We start from the raw sequence: 15908 nt of genomic DNA, 5'->3' as shown, positions 1-15908 counted from the left end.
CAAATTATTATTTGTCAGCTTTTTTAAGTGTAATTGCATTTCTTGTATGACTAACACGCTCGTAAAATAGTAATTTATCACGGCTAAATACATGTAATAAAACGTGAATAATAAATAGGCCGTTAATTACGAATTGGAATAACAATATAACCAGTAATACTAAAGGCTCTGTATGATTTAAAATAGAGCTACTAGAAAGGATATAATTGATTCCACCTAAAATAAAGTAGAATATACCGTAACGAATGAATAATTCCTTCATTGTAATACGATCTGACTTTCCTTTCACGTAAATACGAAGCAATGCTTTCCCAATTGTTTTTCCGTTTGTAAAGTATGGAATGATAATAAAGTAAATAAAGATCGAACATGTAATGAAGATGAGTTCGTATACATTTGTGTAAGATTGGATATTAGAAATGAAGAAAGAATTTCCTTTGTTTTTAATGAAAGGTACAACGATAGATAAGAAAATCCAATCAATTTGCATCGCGATAAGGCGACGAACGAATCCGACTGGTTTCGTTTCCAAATCAATACGACTATCTAACTCGCTCGCTTTCGGAAGGAAGTACGTAAATATTGGTGCAATGATAAAACCAATTACGCCACCTAGTGTATTTAAAAACAAATCATCGATATCAAATAAGCGATATGCACAATTATAAATACCATATAGTCCAGTCACTTGTGTTAGCTCGAAAAATAGTGAAAGACAAAAAGAAATACAAATAGTCTGTAAGAAACTACGTCGGAAATAATAACGTAAGTAAATACCAAATGGAACGGTTAATAGAACGTTAAATGCAACTTGTAAAAATGCAGATTCTTTTAATAAGTAGAAATAAGTAGCTGGTTTCGTTAAAATTGCTGATGTATGATTACCAATCTCTTGTATGAAATAAAATGGTGAGAGTTGCATGTGCTGTGTATTAGCCGGTTGTAGGCTACAAGTATCATACGTTTGTGGTAATGGCAAAATAACAAGAAAATAGGCATTTAATAAGTAGAGTAATAATGAGTATAAAATAAATGAGCGCCATTTATTTAAATAACCGTATTTTCGATAATTAAATATTAAAAAAGGAATTAAGAGAAACATTGCTAAAATAGGAAATAAAATAAATGCTGTTTTTACTGGAAATAAATATGCAGTCAAAATGAAGCTCCTTTCAATGAAAATTCGTTTATCATTATAGCGCTTAAAAGAATTTAAAACAAAGTTGAAATAGCTCGAAATAGAAAAAATTACAAATTTTAAATAGATTAAGTTATAATAAGTTTAATATAAAGATATTATGATTATACAAGTTGAAAGAGGGTACATGATATGCAATATGAGCTTTTTTCGGTAAGCGGGGATCATATTACAACTTTTGAAAGCACATGGCGTTTTCAAGAGGGGGAACAGATTTTTGTTCATGATGATAATACAAAACGAAATTTTATTATTATTCGCTTAACACATGATTTATTTCAAAAAAATACACATGTTATTCGCTTGTATTGTCAGGAAAAGAAAGTTTATGCATAAGGAAAAACCTCTTACTGTATGAGGGTAGTAAGAGGTTTTTTATCCCGCTATTTGTGGGCAGTAAAACTCCCACCTCAAAATTCAGTTGGAGATGAACAAAACCCCCACTGATTAAAGTTTCACTTTATAAGAAAATGATAGTTAGCACACCTACGATAATACAGTAGAAAGAGAAATATTTTAAATTTCCTTTCGCCATAATGTTCATAAACCATTTTAATGAAATATATGTCATGACAAATGTTGCGATGAAAGCAACAATATAAGGTACAAATAATGTATCTAAATTTGGATCGTTTGCAATGTCTGTAATACTTAACAATAAACCACCTAAGCTAACAGGGATGTATAGTAAGAATGAGAAACGAAGAGCTGTTTCTTGCTTCATACCAAGTAACATTGCTGCTACGATTGTAGCACCTGACCTGCTTATTCCAGGAATTAGTGCGCAAGCTTGTGCTAATCCGATGATGATTGCATCTTTCATAGAAAGATCGCCATCATTTTTACGTCCACGTAAGTTTCTAATAATCCAAAGGCCGATAGCAGTAATGAGAAGGGAAATCCCAACCATCTTCACACCTTTTAAGTACTGATCGATATAATCTTTAAATAAAATACCAATAACACCTGCTGGAATGGTTGCAATAACAAGGTAAATAATAAAGAAGAAATCTGATTTTGCGTCTTCTGCTCTTGTAAATATATAAGATAGACCATTCTTCGTTAGACGAATTAAATCATTTCTATAAATAAGTAATACAGCTAATAATGAAGCTGAATTAACAAGTAGCTCAAAGCTAAACCCTTCTATTTTTAGTCCTAGCAAATGCTGTGCTAAAACGAGGTGACCGCTTGAAGAAATCGGAATTGGCTCTGTTAGCCCTTGGAACAGACCAAGAATTAAATATTTTAAAATGTAGTAAAATTGTTCCATAATAACCTCCTTGTTTATTAGTCGAAAGAAACAACTTTTCCATTATAGCAAAAGAGAGGATGAATATTGAGAAGAAATAAATATTCGAAATATAATAAAAATCCCTTATACCGGTATAAGGGATTTTTATTATTAATGAGAAGCTACTGTTTCTTGAAGACTTTTAGTTAATTGAACATCGACTTTTTCAGCATCATGAATGTGATTCATAATAGTAGTATTTAATTTTTGGAACATTTGCTGTGTATTTGCAAATTCTCGTAATATATCATCATTACAAGATTTTTGGTTTTCGATAGCTTTAATAACATTTGTAGCGCCACTTTGTAATGTTTGAATCATTATTAAAATATTTTCAATTCTAGCGTTAGTATCGGCGCTCATTTCTACACCTTCATCAACTAAATGTAAATTATCTTTTGTATTTTCGTACGCTTTTTCAATTTCCTCTTGGATTTTTTTCGTTAAATTGCCAATGTTTTTTGTACTCTCCGCTGTGCTTTCTGCTAGTTTTCTTACTTCATTGGCAACAACAGCGAATCCTTTTCCATGCTCTCCAGCACGTGCAGCTTCAATACTTGCATTTAACGCTAATAAATTTGTTTGCGCAGCAATGTTTTGAATTACTTCTACAATTTGCTCGATTTCTTTTGAGCGTTCACTTAAATGATTCATACTATTAGACGTGCGCTGAGATTGTTCACCTAATTTATTAATTACAATGAGTAAACGGTGAACAGATTCTTTTCCTTCATTAGAGCAATCGATAATTTCTTCAATAGACTGAATTAAGCTTTGTTCTTTTTGTAACATTTCACTATTTAATTCATTGGAATGTGTCGTACGTGTTGAAACATTTTCAAAACATGAGTTTAATTGTTGAATTAAATTTTGGAGTGTATGGTGCTGGTTATTTACAAGTTGATGCTCTTGAACAACGCTTTGTACACGGTCGTGGATAGAAGAAATAGTCTCTTGGCTTTCAATATCTTTTTGTTTTAATTCTGTTTCTAGCTCTTGTATACGATTTTCTAATTGATCAATTTTATGTTGGAGTGCTTTCTTTTGAGTAAACATGTATTTATCTCAACCGCCTTTAGAAGTTATATTTTCTCTATATTTGGATTTTAGCATCTTTTATAATTTTTAAATATAGGAATTGTTAAATATTTAAGAATCTATAACATTTTATTCGTAATTCCCTTTTTTTGTCATGAAAAATAAACTGTATTTAATGGTTCTGTAAACAAACTGTAAAATAAATCATGTATAACTGTATAAGAAGGGAGTCGGATTATGAACTATTTTAAGCGAATCAGTAGTCTAGTATTAGCAGGAATGATTGTTCTTTCTAGTACAGTCGCTGTAAAAGCAGAGTCAAACGACGAGAAACTTAACAACATGCAACAGCAATTGCAGCAAAACGATGCAGATATGCAGAAGAAAGAGCAAGAGAAGCAAGCTGTTAGTAAAGAAATTCAAGGTATCGAAAATGAACTACATAATTTAAATAATACAATTGCAAAAAATAAAGAGGATCAATCTGCTATTCAACGTAAAATCGATGAAACACATAAGCAGATTGAACAAAAAAAAGCAGATATTATCGTTTTAGAAGATAAAGTCCTTGCTCGTAAGGATATTATGAAAAAACGTATGGTTTCTGTTCAAAATAGCTCAAATACGAGTTTAGTAGTAGAAGTTGTTGTAGAATCAAAAAACTTTGCAGATTTCATACAACGTATGAACGCAGTTACTACTATTCTAGAAGCAGATAAAGAAATTTTACGTCTACAAGAACAAGATCTTCGTCAAATTGAAGAAGATAAAAAAGAGATTGACGAAAAAGAAGCATCTTTAGTAGTAGATAAACAAAAACTAGCAAAAGCACAAGCTGATTTGCAAGATAACTTGAAAAAACGTCAAGATAACTTACAAACAGTTCAAGCTAAATATAATCAGGTTGCAAGCCAACTTAATTTAGCAGCAGAAGAAAAAGCTAAAATTGAATCAAATATGAAGGCAGTACAAGAAACAATCGCTCGTGAACAAGAAGCAGCAAGAATTGCAGCGGAAGAGCGTGCAAAAGCGGAAGCAGCTGCAAAGGCTGAGCAAGAAGCTTTAGCGAAAGCGCAAGCGGAAGTTGCTGAAAAGCAAAAGCAAGAAAAAGCTAATAAACCAGCTGAACCAGTTGCTAATAAACCAGCTGAACCAGTTGCTAATAATAGTTCGAAAGTAGAGCCTGAACAGCCTAAAGTAACTGCTGGCGGAAAAGAAATGTATGTACACGCAACAGCTTATACAGCAGATCCATCTGAAAATGGTTATGCAGCAGGTCAACAAGTATATTCTGCATGGGGACCGGGCGGTAAGCCTTATAACTTAACTGCAAATCCAGGAATGAAATTAATTGCGGTGGATCCATCTGTTATTCCATTAGGATCTACTGTAAATGTTGAAGGTTATGGAATTGCAATTGCAGCAGATACTGGTGGTGCGATTAAAGGCCATAAAATTGATGTTTTAATGCCGGATAAAGCTTCATCTAGTAATTGGGGCAGAAAAAATGTTAAAGTTACAATTTTAAACTAAAACGTAATCCAACTTTACAATACGTAAAGTTGGATTTTTTTGTAAAAATAATGTTAAGTTGAGTATACATTTTGTTAAGAATAGCATACAATAATGGTAAGAGGTGGTAAAGTTGACCATTTTAAACAGGGTGAAGGAATTAAGAGCTCGCTTTAATTTTTCGCAAAGTGTATTAGCAGAAAAGGTTGGGGTGACGAGACAAACGATCGCTGCAATTGAAAAAGGGGATTATGTTCCTTCATTGTTACTAGCATTGACGATTTGTGATGTGTTCGAGTTAAAGATGGAAGATGTGTTTGTTTTAAATAAGGAGGGGGAAGAGGATGAATAGAATCGGGGTTTCCTATATCTTAAATGTGCTGAGATTTGTGATAGCTTTTTGGGCGTTTATTGAGCTCTATTATGCTTGGATAGAGCTGGCAAATATTATTGAAACTGAGAAATTACCGTTTGAAGTAACAATCAATATGATGCCATTAGGATTGTTAACAATTGTAGCTATTATAACGACGATTTTTTATAAAGTTCAAAAGAAGAAACATAAAGCTCTTTCTTATTGGATGTACCCGTTATTATTTCCACAAGAAGACGAGCGGGAAAAAGCAATTACACAAAAGGCATGCCGAACAACATTTATTTCATTCTGGTATGGAATAGCTATTGCTATTGGATTTTTAACACTTTCTCCTGTAGCTAATTTATATATTCCTGGATATCCATTATATATTTTATTTTTCATGCTTTTTATTCAAATGACAGTCTTTTACGTATCCCTGTACAGAAATAAATTAGTCTAAAAAAGAAACCTTCTTGCAACAGCAAGAAGGTTTCTTTTTAGCTTACACTTGTACATATAGCAATATTGTCTTATCATTTTATATAGAGTAAGATTTTGTAACGGAAAGGAATTGTATATGAATAAGCAAAGAATTTATAGTATAGTAGCAATCCTTCTATTTGTTGTAGGTGGTGTATTAATCGGAAAGCCATTTTATGATGGATATAAGGCAGAGAAGAAACAGACAGCGAATGTACAGGCTGTTCAAAAGATGGATTATGAAAAGCATGAGACGGAATTTGTAGATGCTTCAAAAATTAATCAACCAGACTTGGCAGAAGTAGCGAGTGCATCGTTAGATAAAAAACAAGTAATCGGTCGTATTTCAATTCCGAGCATCTCATTAGAACTTCCTGTTTTAAAAGCGTCGACTGAAAAGAATTTATTATCAGGTGCGGCAACTGTAAGAGAAAATCAAGTAATGGGACAGGGGAATTATGCGCTTGCAGGGCATAATATGTCAAAAAACGGTGTTTTATTTAGTGATGTATCAACTTTAAAGAAGAACGATAAAATTTATTTGTATGACAATGCAAATGAGTATGAGTATACTGTTACTGGTGTATCTGAAGTGACTCCTGATAAATGGGAAGTTGTAGAGGATCATGGGAAAGACGAGATAACACTTATTACGTGTGTATCTGTTAAGGATAATTCTAAGCGTTTTGTTATTACGGGTGATCTAGTAGGAACAAAGGCTAAGAAATAAAGAAAAAAGAAGGTTCACTCTTTAAAGAGTGAACCTTCTTTTTTTTATCCAAAATTGAGAAATAAAAGAATATTTTAGTTGGTATTTAAGTATTTTTCTATTTTTGTATAATAAAGTAATGAATCTAGATTTTGGGAGGAACAAAAGTGAAACAGCAAGTAAAAAAACTTCTTTTAACAACAAGTGTAGCGTTATTGGTAGCGCCAATTTCTGCTTATGCACATCCAGGGCGTACAGATGCTAATGGTGGACATACGTGCCGTACAAATTGTGAGAAATGGGGATTACAGTACGGGGAATATCATTATCACAATAAACCAGCTTCTAGTAGTGGTGCAACGAGTCCAGCTCCTAGCCAAAATAATAATGGTGCTGTAGAAGCTGAAAGACAAGCAGAAGCGCAGCGCAATGCGGAGGCAGAAAAACAACGTGCTGCAGAAGCACAGCGTAAAGCAGAGGAAGAGAGACAGCGCGCTGCAGAAGAACAGCGCAAAGTAGAGGAAGAGAGACAGCGTGTTGCAGAAGAACAACGCAAAGCAGAAGAAGCACGTAAGGCAGAGGAAGCGCAGCGTAAAGCTGAGGCTGAAAAGGGACAAGCTGAAGGGCAAACAAGCGGAGAGACAGATTTTAAAGCAGGAAAGAATAATGCAGAAGGACATTTAGCTGGAAAACCAGATGCATATAAACAAGCATTTACAACTACTTATGCTGCGGCATGGTCTTTAGAAGAACAGAAAAAAGCGCATTTTGAAAAAGGTAAAGAGCAAGGGTTAGCACAAGAAGCAATGGACGATAGTCAAATTACTCCTGAGTTTAAGGTGAACTTTGCAGATGGTTTCCAAGTAGGTAATAAAGAGAGAACCGAAAAGATTGAAAAAGAACAAGCGGAACTTGGTGAAAAGGCTGGTAAAGAATTAGCTGAAAAGAAACCTGGGAATACTGAAAAGGATGTATATGTGAAAGCATATGAAACCGCGTATGAAAAGGGATATAAGTCTGCTAAAAAGGCAGCGGAAAAAGCTGGATATACATATGCATTTGAAAACTACGACTTAAAAGTTCCTGCTAAGTATGAAAAGAATGAAACATTAAAGAAATGGTTTACTGAAGGATTTAAATCAAATAAAAAGGCAGCGGAAATTCGAGAAGAAGGATATAAAAAAGGAGATAGCTGGCTTTCGTTCTTCTATAAGAGTTTCGTGCCAAGTGAATATAAAGAACATAAAGGCTTGTATGAACAAGCAATAGAAAAGGGAAAGAAAGCGTAAAAAAAGATGAGGAAAATTCCTCATCTTTTTTTAATCCATCCATTTCACTAATTTCTTAGAAATTGATAATAAAACACAACCTAAAACGATCGCCACAGCCCCAATAACTGTGAATACTTCAGCATATCCAAGTGAAGTTGTGAAGCTTGCAAGCTGTCCGCCTAAAATATTAGCAATACCTGAGCTTGCTAACCATACGCCCATTAATAAAGAAGCAAGTTTTACTGGAGCGAGAGCACTAACCATTGATAGCCCGACAGGTGATAAGAATAGCTCACCTAACGTATGGAAAAGATACGTAAAGACGATAAATAGTAAGTTTGCTTTTTCTGTAATGTTATGTTCGTCACTGCCTGTTTTTAATGTAGCGATAACAAGAACAATATAACCGATACCGAGTAAGATCATACCAAGTCCCATTTTTGTTGGGATTTTCATGTCACCATTTTTTCTAGTTGCCAGTTTCGCCCATAATGCTGAAATGGCTGGTGCAAGTAAAATAATAAATAACGGATTGACCGATTGGAACCAAGACGTTGGTACTTCCCATCCGAATACGGAGCGGTCAACGAATTTATTTGTATATAATGTTAACGAACTACCAGCTTGTTCAAAGCCAGCCCAGAAGAAGACAACGAAGCACGTTAAAATGACGATAACTGCTGTATGTTGTTTTTCTTTTTTTGTTAATGGTGTATTTCCTACTGTTGGTTGTCCATCTGTTGTTTGTAAATCGCGGGTTGGTTTTTTACCAATATCACCAAGGAAGCGATTAGATAGTGTTGTAAATAAAATTTGTCCAATGATCATTCCGATTGAAGCGGCTAAGAAGCCGTAACGGAATCCGAAATGAACAACGCCATCTACTGTTGTTTTGAATAAATTTTCTGATAAAAACCCACAAACGAGTGGAGCTAAAAATGAACCGACGTTAATACCCATATAGAAAATTGTAAATGCACTATCACGCTTTGGATCATTTTCTTCGTATAATTCTCCAACAAGTGTAGAGATATTCGGTTTGAAGAATCCATTACCGATAATAATAAGCGCTAATCCGAGGTATAGACCGACTTGGTTTTGCAAGGCAAATAGTGTAAGGTTACCAATTGCCATCGTTATACCACCAATTGTGATGGCTTTTCGTTTACCTAGAAAACGGTCTGTTAAGTATCCACCGATTAATGGTGTGAAATAACAAGCACCAGTATAAAATCCGTAAATAGAGAGTGCCCACGCTGGACTAAACCCAAGACCACCGCTTACTAAAGCTGTCGTTAAATATAATGTTAATAATCCTCGTAATCCATAGTAACTAAATCTTTCCCACATTTCTGTAAAGAAGAGTAAGTATAAACCTGGAGGATGTTTCTTTTTTCTTTGTTGTTCTCTTTCTAGTTGTATCGCTGATTCCATAATATTTTCCTCCTGACACAAGCAAAAAACAAAGTTAATAGTTTTGTATGATTAATATTTTACTTTATTAACTATTATAAGTCAATAAAGGTTGATTTTTCAGAAGAAATTTGAAAAGGGAAATAGCTATAGAATGGGTGTTTCTTTTGTGATAGACTATGGACTATGTTTTCTTTGTAAGGAAGCGGATTACCGCATTTTTTTATGTATGGAATTGATTTCATGTAAGGTGAAATTGAAGAAGGAGAAAGAAATGAAATTGTTACAGAAAAAAGAAATTTTACTTATTAGTCTTATGTTATTCTCTATGTTCTTTGGGGCCGGAAATCTTATATTTCCACCTTTCCTTGGATACGAAGCGGGAGAGCATGTGTGGATTTCATTGCTAGGTTTTATTATGTCAGCAACAGGGCTTCCGATATTAGGGGTTATCGCTATTGCGAAAGCAGGGAGTTTTCAAACGTTAGCGGGCAGGGTTCATTCCTCATTTGCAATTATATTTCCATGTATTGTGTACTTATTTATTGGACCAGGTCTTGGTATACCACGTGCAGGAAGTTTAGCTTTTGAAATGGGACCAGGTCAGTTGTTCCCACAAGCAGGTAGCTTAGTTTTGTTATGTTACACGGCTATTTTTTTTAGTATTGTTTACTGGTTAAGTTTATCCCCGTCTAAATTAATGGGCTTGTTCGGAAAAGTTTTGACGCCGTTATTATTATGTATGATTGCACTTATTTTTATAAAGAGTATGTTTACAACGGTAGGAGATGTGAAAGAGCCAATAGGGAACTATGGACAAGCTCCGATGTTCCAAGGGTTTTTAGACGGATATTTAACGATGGATGCGTTAGCAGCTTTAATATTTGGGATTGTTATTGCAAATGCTTTGCGTGCAAAAGGTATTGAAGATGATAAAGGTTTAGCTAAATATATGAGTATTGCTGGTATTGGAGCAGGGCTTTTATTATCTATTATTTATGTCATTCTTGGATATGTTGGCTCAATTAGCGGTTCATTGGGTACATTTGATAACGGTGCGGAAGTGTTAGCGCAAGTTATGACGGCATTATTTGGACAAGGTGGGTTAGTTTTATTAGGTCTTATTTTTACTGTCGCTTGTCTATGTGTTTCAATCGGACTTGTTACATCTTGTAGTCAATTTTTCGCAAGTGTATTTCCGAAAGTGTCGTATAAAGTTTGGGCGTTTATATTGAGCTTTATTAGTATGGTTTTAGCTAATTTAGGGTTAACACAAATATTAAAAGTTTCAGTACCGATTCTTGGATTTATTTATCCAATTGCATTAACGCTTATTATTTTAGGGTTATTCCATAAGTATATTGGAAAGTATGTATACGTATATTCGGTAACGATTGGAATCGTAGCGTTATTTAGTGCGGTTGATATTTTAAACAAAAGTGTACTGATGAATAAATGGACACCACTACTAAAAATTCTTCCGTTTTATTCAGAAGGTGTAGGTTGGATTGTTCCGGCATTTGTAGGTGTCTGCCTCGGTGTAATTGTTAGTATTGCTATAAATAAGAAGAAATAAGTAAGAGGTGTTTTTCCTATTTGGGAAAACACCTTTCTTTTTTTGGAAAAATAGTATTGAAAATGAATAGACTAAGAGTATGATAAAGGTAATTGGTAATATATAGGTCAAGTGAAAAATCGATGATGAGGGGGGATTGTATGAAGGAGGATTTAAATAAGAAAATAGAAGCGCTCGAAACGGCAATTGAAACGATGCAAGAGACACTTTATGAATTGAAAGCGAAACAAAGAAAAATAGAAGTAGATAAAGTTCAACAAAATGTTAATAAGGAAAAGAAAGAATATATTGAAGCAGTAAGTAATGAAAAGTTACAAGAAGATGTAGTTAAGACGAGGAAGTCCATGCAAGAGCCAGAGGTGAAACAAGTAGATATATCTGCATTTAAACCAGAACCATTTAATATTATAAAGTTTTGTCAAACGTGGTTACCACGCATATTTGTCGGTATTATGCTACTTGGCGTTATTTGGTTATTCAAAGCAGGGGTAGATGCCGGATTGTTAACACCAGCGATACGGGTTGTGTTTGGTATAGTACTATCTGCCGGTTTGTATTATGTAGGAGATATACAAATTAAAAGAGAGCGGCAAGCGTTAGGGTTAGTATTAGCTGGAGGAAGTATTACGGGAATTGTTTTAACAACGTTTGCGGCACATTATTTATATGAATTTATTCCTGCAAGTATTGCGTTTATTTGCAACATTATATGGGTTATTTTAGGGATTTATTTAGCGAAAAGATATAGATCGGAATACCTCGCTATTTTCGTGGCGGTGGGAGCATTTTTTGTTCCTTTCTTGTTAAATAGTACGACTCCTAATACGTATATTTTCTTTAGTTATGAGACGATATTAACAATTAGTCTATTATGGTATGCATTGAGAAACCGTTATAAGTACTTGTATATGATTTCTTATGTTGTGGCGGCAATTGTCCTATTTGTCTTCTTTGCTGTTATGTCAATATTAGTAGAAAATGTGCAAGTACAGTTAACAGTTGTATACGGTGCAATTCATCTACTATTATTTTGGCACATGTTTTCGGAGAGAAGTTTTATACAAGAAGCACGATTGGCGATATTTAGTGCGAATGCAGTTTTCTTTATTTTAGCCATTTCTCAAATTCCTGAATTTACAACGTGGGGATTAGTTATAAGTGCATTTGTGCATGTTGTTATGTTCGCACTTGAATATAGGAAGAATAAACATTCTGTATTTACAAATCTAATATTTGGCTTTGCAATGGGGTCATTTAGTTTAGCGATTTTATACGAGTACAGTTTGGTGAATGCAGCAATCGTATTATTGTTACAAGGTTTCCTTGGTATGGTTACTGCTATTAAAGTAAAGCAAAATATTAAATTGTATGTAAGTGCAACGATTTATGCTATTGGAATGGTGCAGACGATTTTTAGTCCGTTTGATGAGTTCATTTCAGCAGGCTTTGTCGCTCATATTATTTTGATAGGGACGTTCTATTATTGCATGAGACAAGCGAAAGAAGTGTTAGCGAGTTTTGGTAAATATGTGTACTCTATAGCGCTCTACTCGTTAATGGTCATTGTATTTATTACAATTACTAGAATCGGTGAAGTTCTTTCTACAGATGGAAGTATAATTAGCGTATCTGTATCGTTATTATGGATGGTATATGCGTTATTTGCAGTTTGGTTTGGCCGTTATAGACAGATGAACGAAATATTATATGCTGGCTTAGTCGTATTAGTAGTAACAGTAGGGAAGTTATTCCTTCTCGACCTACCAGAGGTGTCGATGATGATCAGGGCGGTGTTATTCTTAATCGTTGGTAGTATAGGTATCGTTATTTCAAGAATGTTTTTCTCAAAAGAAGAGAAGTGAAAAGAAGGCAATCCATATTCGGATTGCCTTTTTCATTATTTTTTATTAATCGTTACAGTTTCACTATATTTCGCTGTCGTATTTTGACGTAGACGAAGTGTTGCTTGTCCAGTTGTATTTGGATCAAGTTGTACATTCACAATTTTTTCAGCAGATCCTTGGCTATTTGTGATGAAAGAGAATGCACTGCTATATCCGAAAGAAGATGGCCAAGTGCCATTTGTATTTTGAACTTTTGCCACCTGTGTTCCGCCAGTTGTGAAGATACCTAAAGAATAATTATTGTACGTTGTATTTGGTAATAAGTTATTTACTTGAATCTTCATTTGGAACACTTCATTGTTTGGTAGAATGCTAGGGTGCGTAATTACGTAATCACTCGTTGTCACTGCGCCGTTATAGCCGTATGAACCTGGTTTGAAAGTATTTGTATTGAACCACTGGTAACCTTGACTTGGTGCGCTCCAAGGTTCTGGTTGTGGTTCTGTTGATAAACTTGGTTGTTCAAATGTTTGTAGAGCTGTAGGTGCATCAAGCTGTAAACCACTCACTTGATCTAAGCTTGTAAATGTTTCTTGCTTCGCTAACCAATTCACGATGTTTTCTAATAGAACAGCATCGTTTTCTTCTTTATAACCATCATAAGTTTTCTTTGATTGACCTGAATCTTCACGAACATATTTTGGCGTAGCATCTTCAACAGGAGAAGAATCACCAATAAAGGCTGCTTTTCCAAGACCAACTTTCGAAATAGCAGCATAAGGCCCCTCTGCAACGCCACCACCGTTATAAACGCCGCTATCAACAGCGTTATTCCATTTTGATGGATTTTCTGGAAGATATACAAGACCTTTCGCTAGTTTTGGATTTGTAATCGCAAGAGTAGAGCCGGCATGCATTGCTACAGATGAAACGCCAGTTGTAATTCCGAATGATTGCGCAGGTGAGACAATATTTTTAGCTGAAACATCACCAAGTGCATTGTAACGGAAGCGAATACCGAAATTATCGGATAGCCAATCAGAGCTTTCTACTCCTTGCATAGCTTGTGAAGTTGTTTCTTCATTAGACATTCCCTTTGCTGGATTATCCCATGCCCCGCGTCTATATCCATTGAACACTTCTGAGGAGTCCCAGCGGTTTTTATTACGATCTGCATTATAATGATCGGCAATGAAGAAAATACTGCCGCCATTTTTCACGTATTGTAACATTGCGTCTTGTTCAGATTTTTTATAAGGAATATTGGCTTCGGGAACGATAAATACATTGTGATTTTTTAAATCGTCATATGTAATAGGTGTTGATTTACGCAGTTCTTTTACATGATATCCGTTTTGGGCAATGCCGTTTCCGAAATCAGAAAAACCGCCATCAATAACCCAATCAGCTGTCCCGGCCGTTTGACCGTGTGTATTATCGAATAATACTTTCTTACCATTGTTTTGATTTACAACTTTTGCAGCAATTTCAGGAGCTGGGTCTACAGAGCTTTCGGCATAAGTAGACGGTATGAACGAACTCCCCATACTAAGTGTAATTGCTGTTGCTAAAGAAAATGTAATCCATTTTTTATTCTTCATAGAAGAATCCCCCTAATAATAAATATATGTGCTTTAATAATGTAATTTATTTTTCTGAAAAAATAAAGACAGAAAACGTAAAAAATATTAAAAAATTGTAAAAATACCGTGAATTTTGTTGAGAAATATTTATATAGACAATAAAAAATCCCTTCCAATTAATAAGGAAGGGATAGCTTGTTTAACTAATCTTTGAATTAGGTGTTTCATCAATCTTATGAAATCCTTTCATGTAATACACGATAGCTAAGCCAATAAGCCAAATTGGGCCAACGATTAATGCAATTCGTGTATCTTCTGAATACGCCATTATACATAGTACAAGTGCAAGGAAGCCAAGTGAGAAGTAAGAGCTTACTGGATGTAAAGGCATTTTATACGTGAGCTTGTCTTTTTTCTCAGTTGATAATCCTTTACGGAATTTAATTTGAGCGACTAATATAATACCCCAAGTCCAAATTGCCCCGAAAGTTGAAATACTAGTTAACCATGTAAATACTTTTGCAGGCACAAGGTAGTTTAATATAACACCAACAAGTAAAACGATAGCCGTTGCTACAATTCCTTGACTCGGAATACCGTTTTTATTTAAACGACCGAATCTTTCAGGAGCTTTCTTTTGTTGTGCCAAAGTAAATAGCATACGCCCTGTACTAAATAAACCACCGTTACAAGAAGAAAGTGCAGCTGTTAATACAACAAAGTTAATAATACCTGCTGCTTTTGCAATGCCGATTTGTTGGAATGTTAATACGAATGGACTTCCTTTCTCGCCAAGTTCGTTCCATGGATAAATTGCCATCATAACGAATAATGCCCCGACGTAAAAGATTAGGATTCTCCAAAATACGTTATCGATAGCTTTTGCGAGTGTTTTCTTCGGGTTTTGAGCTTCACCAGCTGTAACACCAATTAGTTCAACGCCTAAATAAGCGAATAATACCATTTGTAAGGAAAGCAATAATCCAGAGAAGCCATTTGGGAACCAGCCCCCATGTTCCCAAAGATTTGAAATACCAGTTGCAACGCCGCCATTTCCAAATCCGAATAGAATAATACCAAAGCCAATCACTATCATACAGATAATTGTGACAATTTTAATGAGAGCAAACCAAAACTCAAGTTCTCCAAATACTTTTACTGATAAGAAGTTGAAAGCGCTCATTAATAATAGAGCGAGTAGTGCCCAAGTCCAGCGCGGGATATCTGGGAACCAGTACTGCATGTAAATTCCAGCCGCCGTAATTTCAGCCATACAAGTAACAACCCATAAGAACCAGTAGTTCCAACCAGTAATATAGCCAGCAAGTGGGCCGATATAATCATTAGCATATTTACTAAAAGAACCGGCAACCGGTTGTTCAATTGCCATTTCTCCGAGCGCTCGCATAATGAAAAAAATAACGAGTCCAGCGATCATATAACCTAGTAAGATGGAAGGACCAGCTAGTTTAATAGCAGAAGCAGATCCTAAAAATAGCCCAACGCCAATAGCCGAACCGAGTGACATTAAAGTAATATGTCGTTCTTTTAAACCTCGATTTAAAGTTCCAGATTTGTTTGTGTGCTGCATAAGAAGAATCCCCCTTGTAGAATGAGCTACCTAAATATTTA

14 protein-coding genes are annotated in these 15908 nt (G+C 34.9%); 8 read left to right on the top strand and 6 right to left on the bottom strand.

What is annotated here, in order from left to right; genetic code table 11:
* Positions 1–7 precede the first annotated feature (7 nt).
* The gene (locus ACE38F_RS24480) at positions 8–1159 is read right to left on the bottom strand and encodes a VanZ family protein (protein WP_375370820.1); all 1152 of its coding nucleotides are present in this window, start codon (positions 1157–1159) and stop codon (positions 8–10) included.
* Between the two features lie 171 nt (positions 1160–1330).
* On the opposite strand from ACE38F_RS24480, the gene ACE38F_RS24475 reads away from it, so the two are divergent.
* Entirely contained in the window at positions 1331–1534 is a 204-nt protein-coding gene (locus ACE38F_RS24475) for a hypothetical protein (RefSeq protein WP_002010557.1), read from the top strand.
* A gap of 124 nt (positions 1535–1658) precedes the next feature.
* On the opposite strand, the gene ACE38F_RS24470 is transcribed toward ACE38F_RS24475, so the two are convergent.
* Together ACE38F_RS24470 and ACE38F_RS24465 are read right to left on the bottom strand one after the other, a co-directional pair.
* Positions 1659–2471 (bottom strand): undecaprenyl-diphosphate phosphatase, encoded by an 813-nt coding sequence (locus ACE38F_RS24470; RefSeq protein WP_078180765.1) that lies wholly within the window; start codon positions 2469–2471, stop codon positions 1659–1661.
* Positions 2472–2603: 132 nt separating this feature from the next.
* The gene (locus tag ACE38F_RS24465; protein WP_462782409.1) at positions 2604–3284 is read right to left on the bottom strand and encodes a methyl-accepting chemotaxis protein; all 681 of its coding nucleotides are present in this window, start codon (positions 3282–3284) and stop codon (positions 2604–2606) included.
* A gap of 483 nt (positions 3285–3767) precedes the next feature.
* Here ACE38F_RS24465 and ACE38F_RS24460 point away from each other — a divergent pair, with 483 nt between their 5' ends.
* From ACE38F_RS24460 to ACE38F_RS24440, 5 genes are all read left to right on the top strand, one after another.
* Positions 3768–5063 carry a 3D domain-containing protein gene (locus tag ACE38F_RS24460; RefSeq protein ID WP_375370821.1) on the top strand — a complete coding sequence of 432 codons (1296 nt, stop codon included), beginning with the start codon at positions 3768–3770 and terminating at the stop codon, positions 5061–5063.
* A 112-nt stretch (positions 5064–5175) separates the two neighbouring features.
* Positions 5176–5394, top strand: a complete 219-nt coding sequence (locus tag ACE38F_RS24455) for a helix-turn-helix transcriptional regulator (RefSeq protein ID WP_000154009.1) — start codon at positions 5176–5178, stop codon at positions 5392–5394.
* Positions 5387–5860 carry a DUF2178 domain-containing protein gene (locus ACE38F_RS24450; RefSeq protein ID WP_215555257.1) on the top strand — a complete coding sequence of 158 codons (474 nt, stop codon included), beginning with the start codon at positions 5387–5389 and terminating at the stop codon, positions 5858–5860. The genes ACE38F_RS24455 and ACE38F_RS24450 overlap by 8 nt, the downstream gene beginning before the upstream one ends.
* A gap of 117 nt (positions 5861–5977) precedes the next feature.
* Entirely contained in the window at positions 5978–6610 is a 633-nt protein-coding gene (locus ACE38F_RS24445) for a class A sortase (protein WP_215555258.1), read from the top strand.
* A gap of 146 nt (positions 6611–6756) precedes the next feature.
* A complete protein-coding gene (locus ACE38F_RS24440; protein ID WP_375370822.1) occupies positions 6757–7878 on the top strand; it encodes a YHYH domain-containing protein in 1122 nt (373 codons plus the stop codon).
* Between the two features lie 30 nt (positions 7879–7908).
* Here the strand turns inward: ACE38F_RS24440 and ACE38F_RS24435 are convergent, their stop codons facing one another.
* A complete protein-coding gene (locus tag ACE38F_RS24435) occupies positions 7909–9294 on the bottom strand; it encodes a peptide MFS transporter (protein WP_059037682.1) in 1386 nt (461 codons plus the stop codon).
* Positions 9295–9547: 253 nt separating this feature from the next.
* Here ACE38F_RS24435 and brnQ1 point away from each other — a divergent pair, with 253 nt between their 5' ends.
* Both brnQ1 and ACE38F_RS24425 read left to right on the top strand, forming a co-directional pair.
* Positions 9548–10849, top strand: coding sequence for a branched-chain amino acid transport system II carrier protein BrnQ1 (brnQ1, locus tag ACE38F_RS24430; RefSeq protein WP_445979253.1), 1302 nt, complete (start codon positions 9548–9550; stop codon positions 10847–10849).
* 140 nt (positions 10850–10989) lie between these two features.
* On the top strand, positions 10990–12711 hold the full coding sequence (locus ACE38F_RS24425; protein WP_215555261.1) for a DUF2339 domain-containing protein: 1722 nt from the start codon (positions 10990–10992) through the stop codon (positions 12709–12711).
* A 35-nt stretch (positions 12712–12746) separates the two neighbouring features.
* On the opposite strand, the gene ACE38F_RS24420 is transcribed toward ACE38F_RS24425, so the two are convergent.
* Complete coding sequence (locus tag ACE38F_RS24420) at positions 12747–14294, bottom strand: DNA-binding protein (RefSeq protein WP_375370824.1); 1548 nt, start codon at positions 14292–14294, stop codon at positions 12747–12749.
* 181 nt (positions 14295–14475) lie between these two features.
* On the bottom strand, positions 14476–15867 hold the full coding sequence (locus ACE38F_RS24415; RefSeq protein ID WP_201032482.1) for an amino acid permease: 1392 nt from the start codon (positions 15865–15867) through the stop codon (positions 14476–14478).
* Between the last annotated feature and the right edge of the window lie 41 nt (positions 15868–15908).

This window comes from Bacillus altaicus (genome assembly GCF_042136375.2).
GTDB classification, from domain to species: Bacteria; Bacillota; Bacilli; order Bacillales; family Bacillaceae_G; genus Bacillus_A; species Bacillus_A cereus_U.
Note: the sequence above shows the minus strand (reverse complement) of the source record. Positions and strands in the feature narration are given on the sequence as shown.

Coding starts and splice junctions, on each gene's coding strand:
- ACE38F_RS24475 (WP_002010557.1), top strand. CDS start 1,331: ATGCAATATGAGCTTTTTTCGGTAAGCGGGGATCATATTACAACTTTT.
- ACE38F_RS24470 (WP_078180765.1), bottom strand. CDS start 2,471: ATGGAACAATTTTACTACATTTTAAAATATTTAATTCTTGGTCTGTTC.
- ACE38F_RS24465 (WP_462782409.1), bottom strand. CDS start 3,284: ATGTTACAAAAAGAACAAAGCTTAATTCAGTCTATTGAAGAAATTATC.
- ACE38F_RS24460 (WP_375370821.1), top strand. CDS start 3,768: ATGAACTATTTTAAGCGAATCAGTAGTCTAGTATTAGCAGGAATGATT.
- ACE38F_RS24450 (WP_215555257.1), top strand. CDS start 5,387: ATGAATAGAATCGGGGTTTCCTATATCTTAAATGTGCTGAGATTTGTG.
- ACE38F_RS24445 (WP_215555258.1), top strand. CDS start 5,978: ATGAATAAGCAAAGAATTTATAGTATAGTAGCAATCCTTCTATTTGTT.
- ACE38F_RS24435 (WP_059037682.1), bottom strand. CDS start 9,294: ATGGAATCAGCGATACAACTAGAAAGAGAACAACAAAGAAAAAAGAAA.
- brnQ1 (WP_445979253.1), top strand. CDS start 9,548: ATGAAATTGTTACAGAAAAAAGAAATTTTACTTATTAGTCTTATGTTA.
- ACE38F_RS24425 (WP_215555261.1), top strand. CDS start 10,990: ATGAAGGAGGATTTAAATAAGAAAATAGAAGCGCTCGAAACGGCAATT.
- ACE38F_RS24420 (WP_375370824.1), bottom strand. CDS start 14,294: ATGAAGAATAAAAAATGGATTACATTTTCTTTAGCAACAGCAATTACA.
- ACE38F_RS24415 (WP_201032482.1), bottom strand. CDS start 15,867: ATGCAGCACACAAACAAATCTGGAACTTTAAATCGAGGTTTAAAAGAA.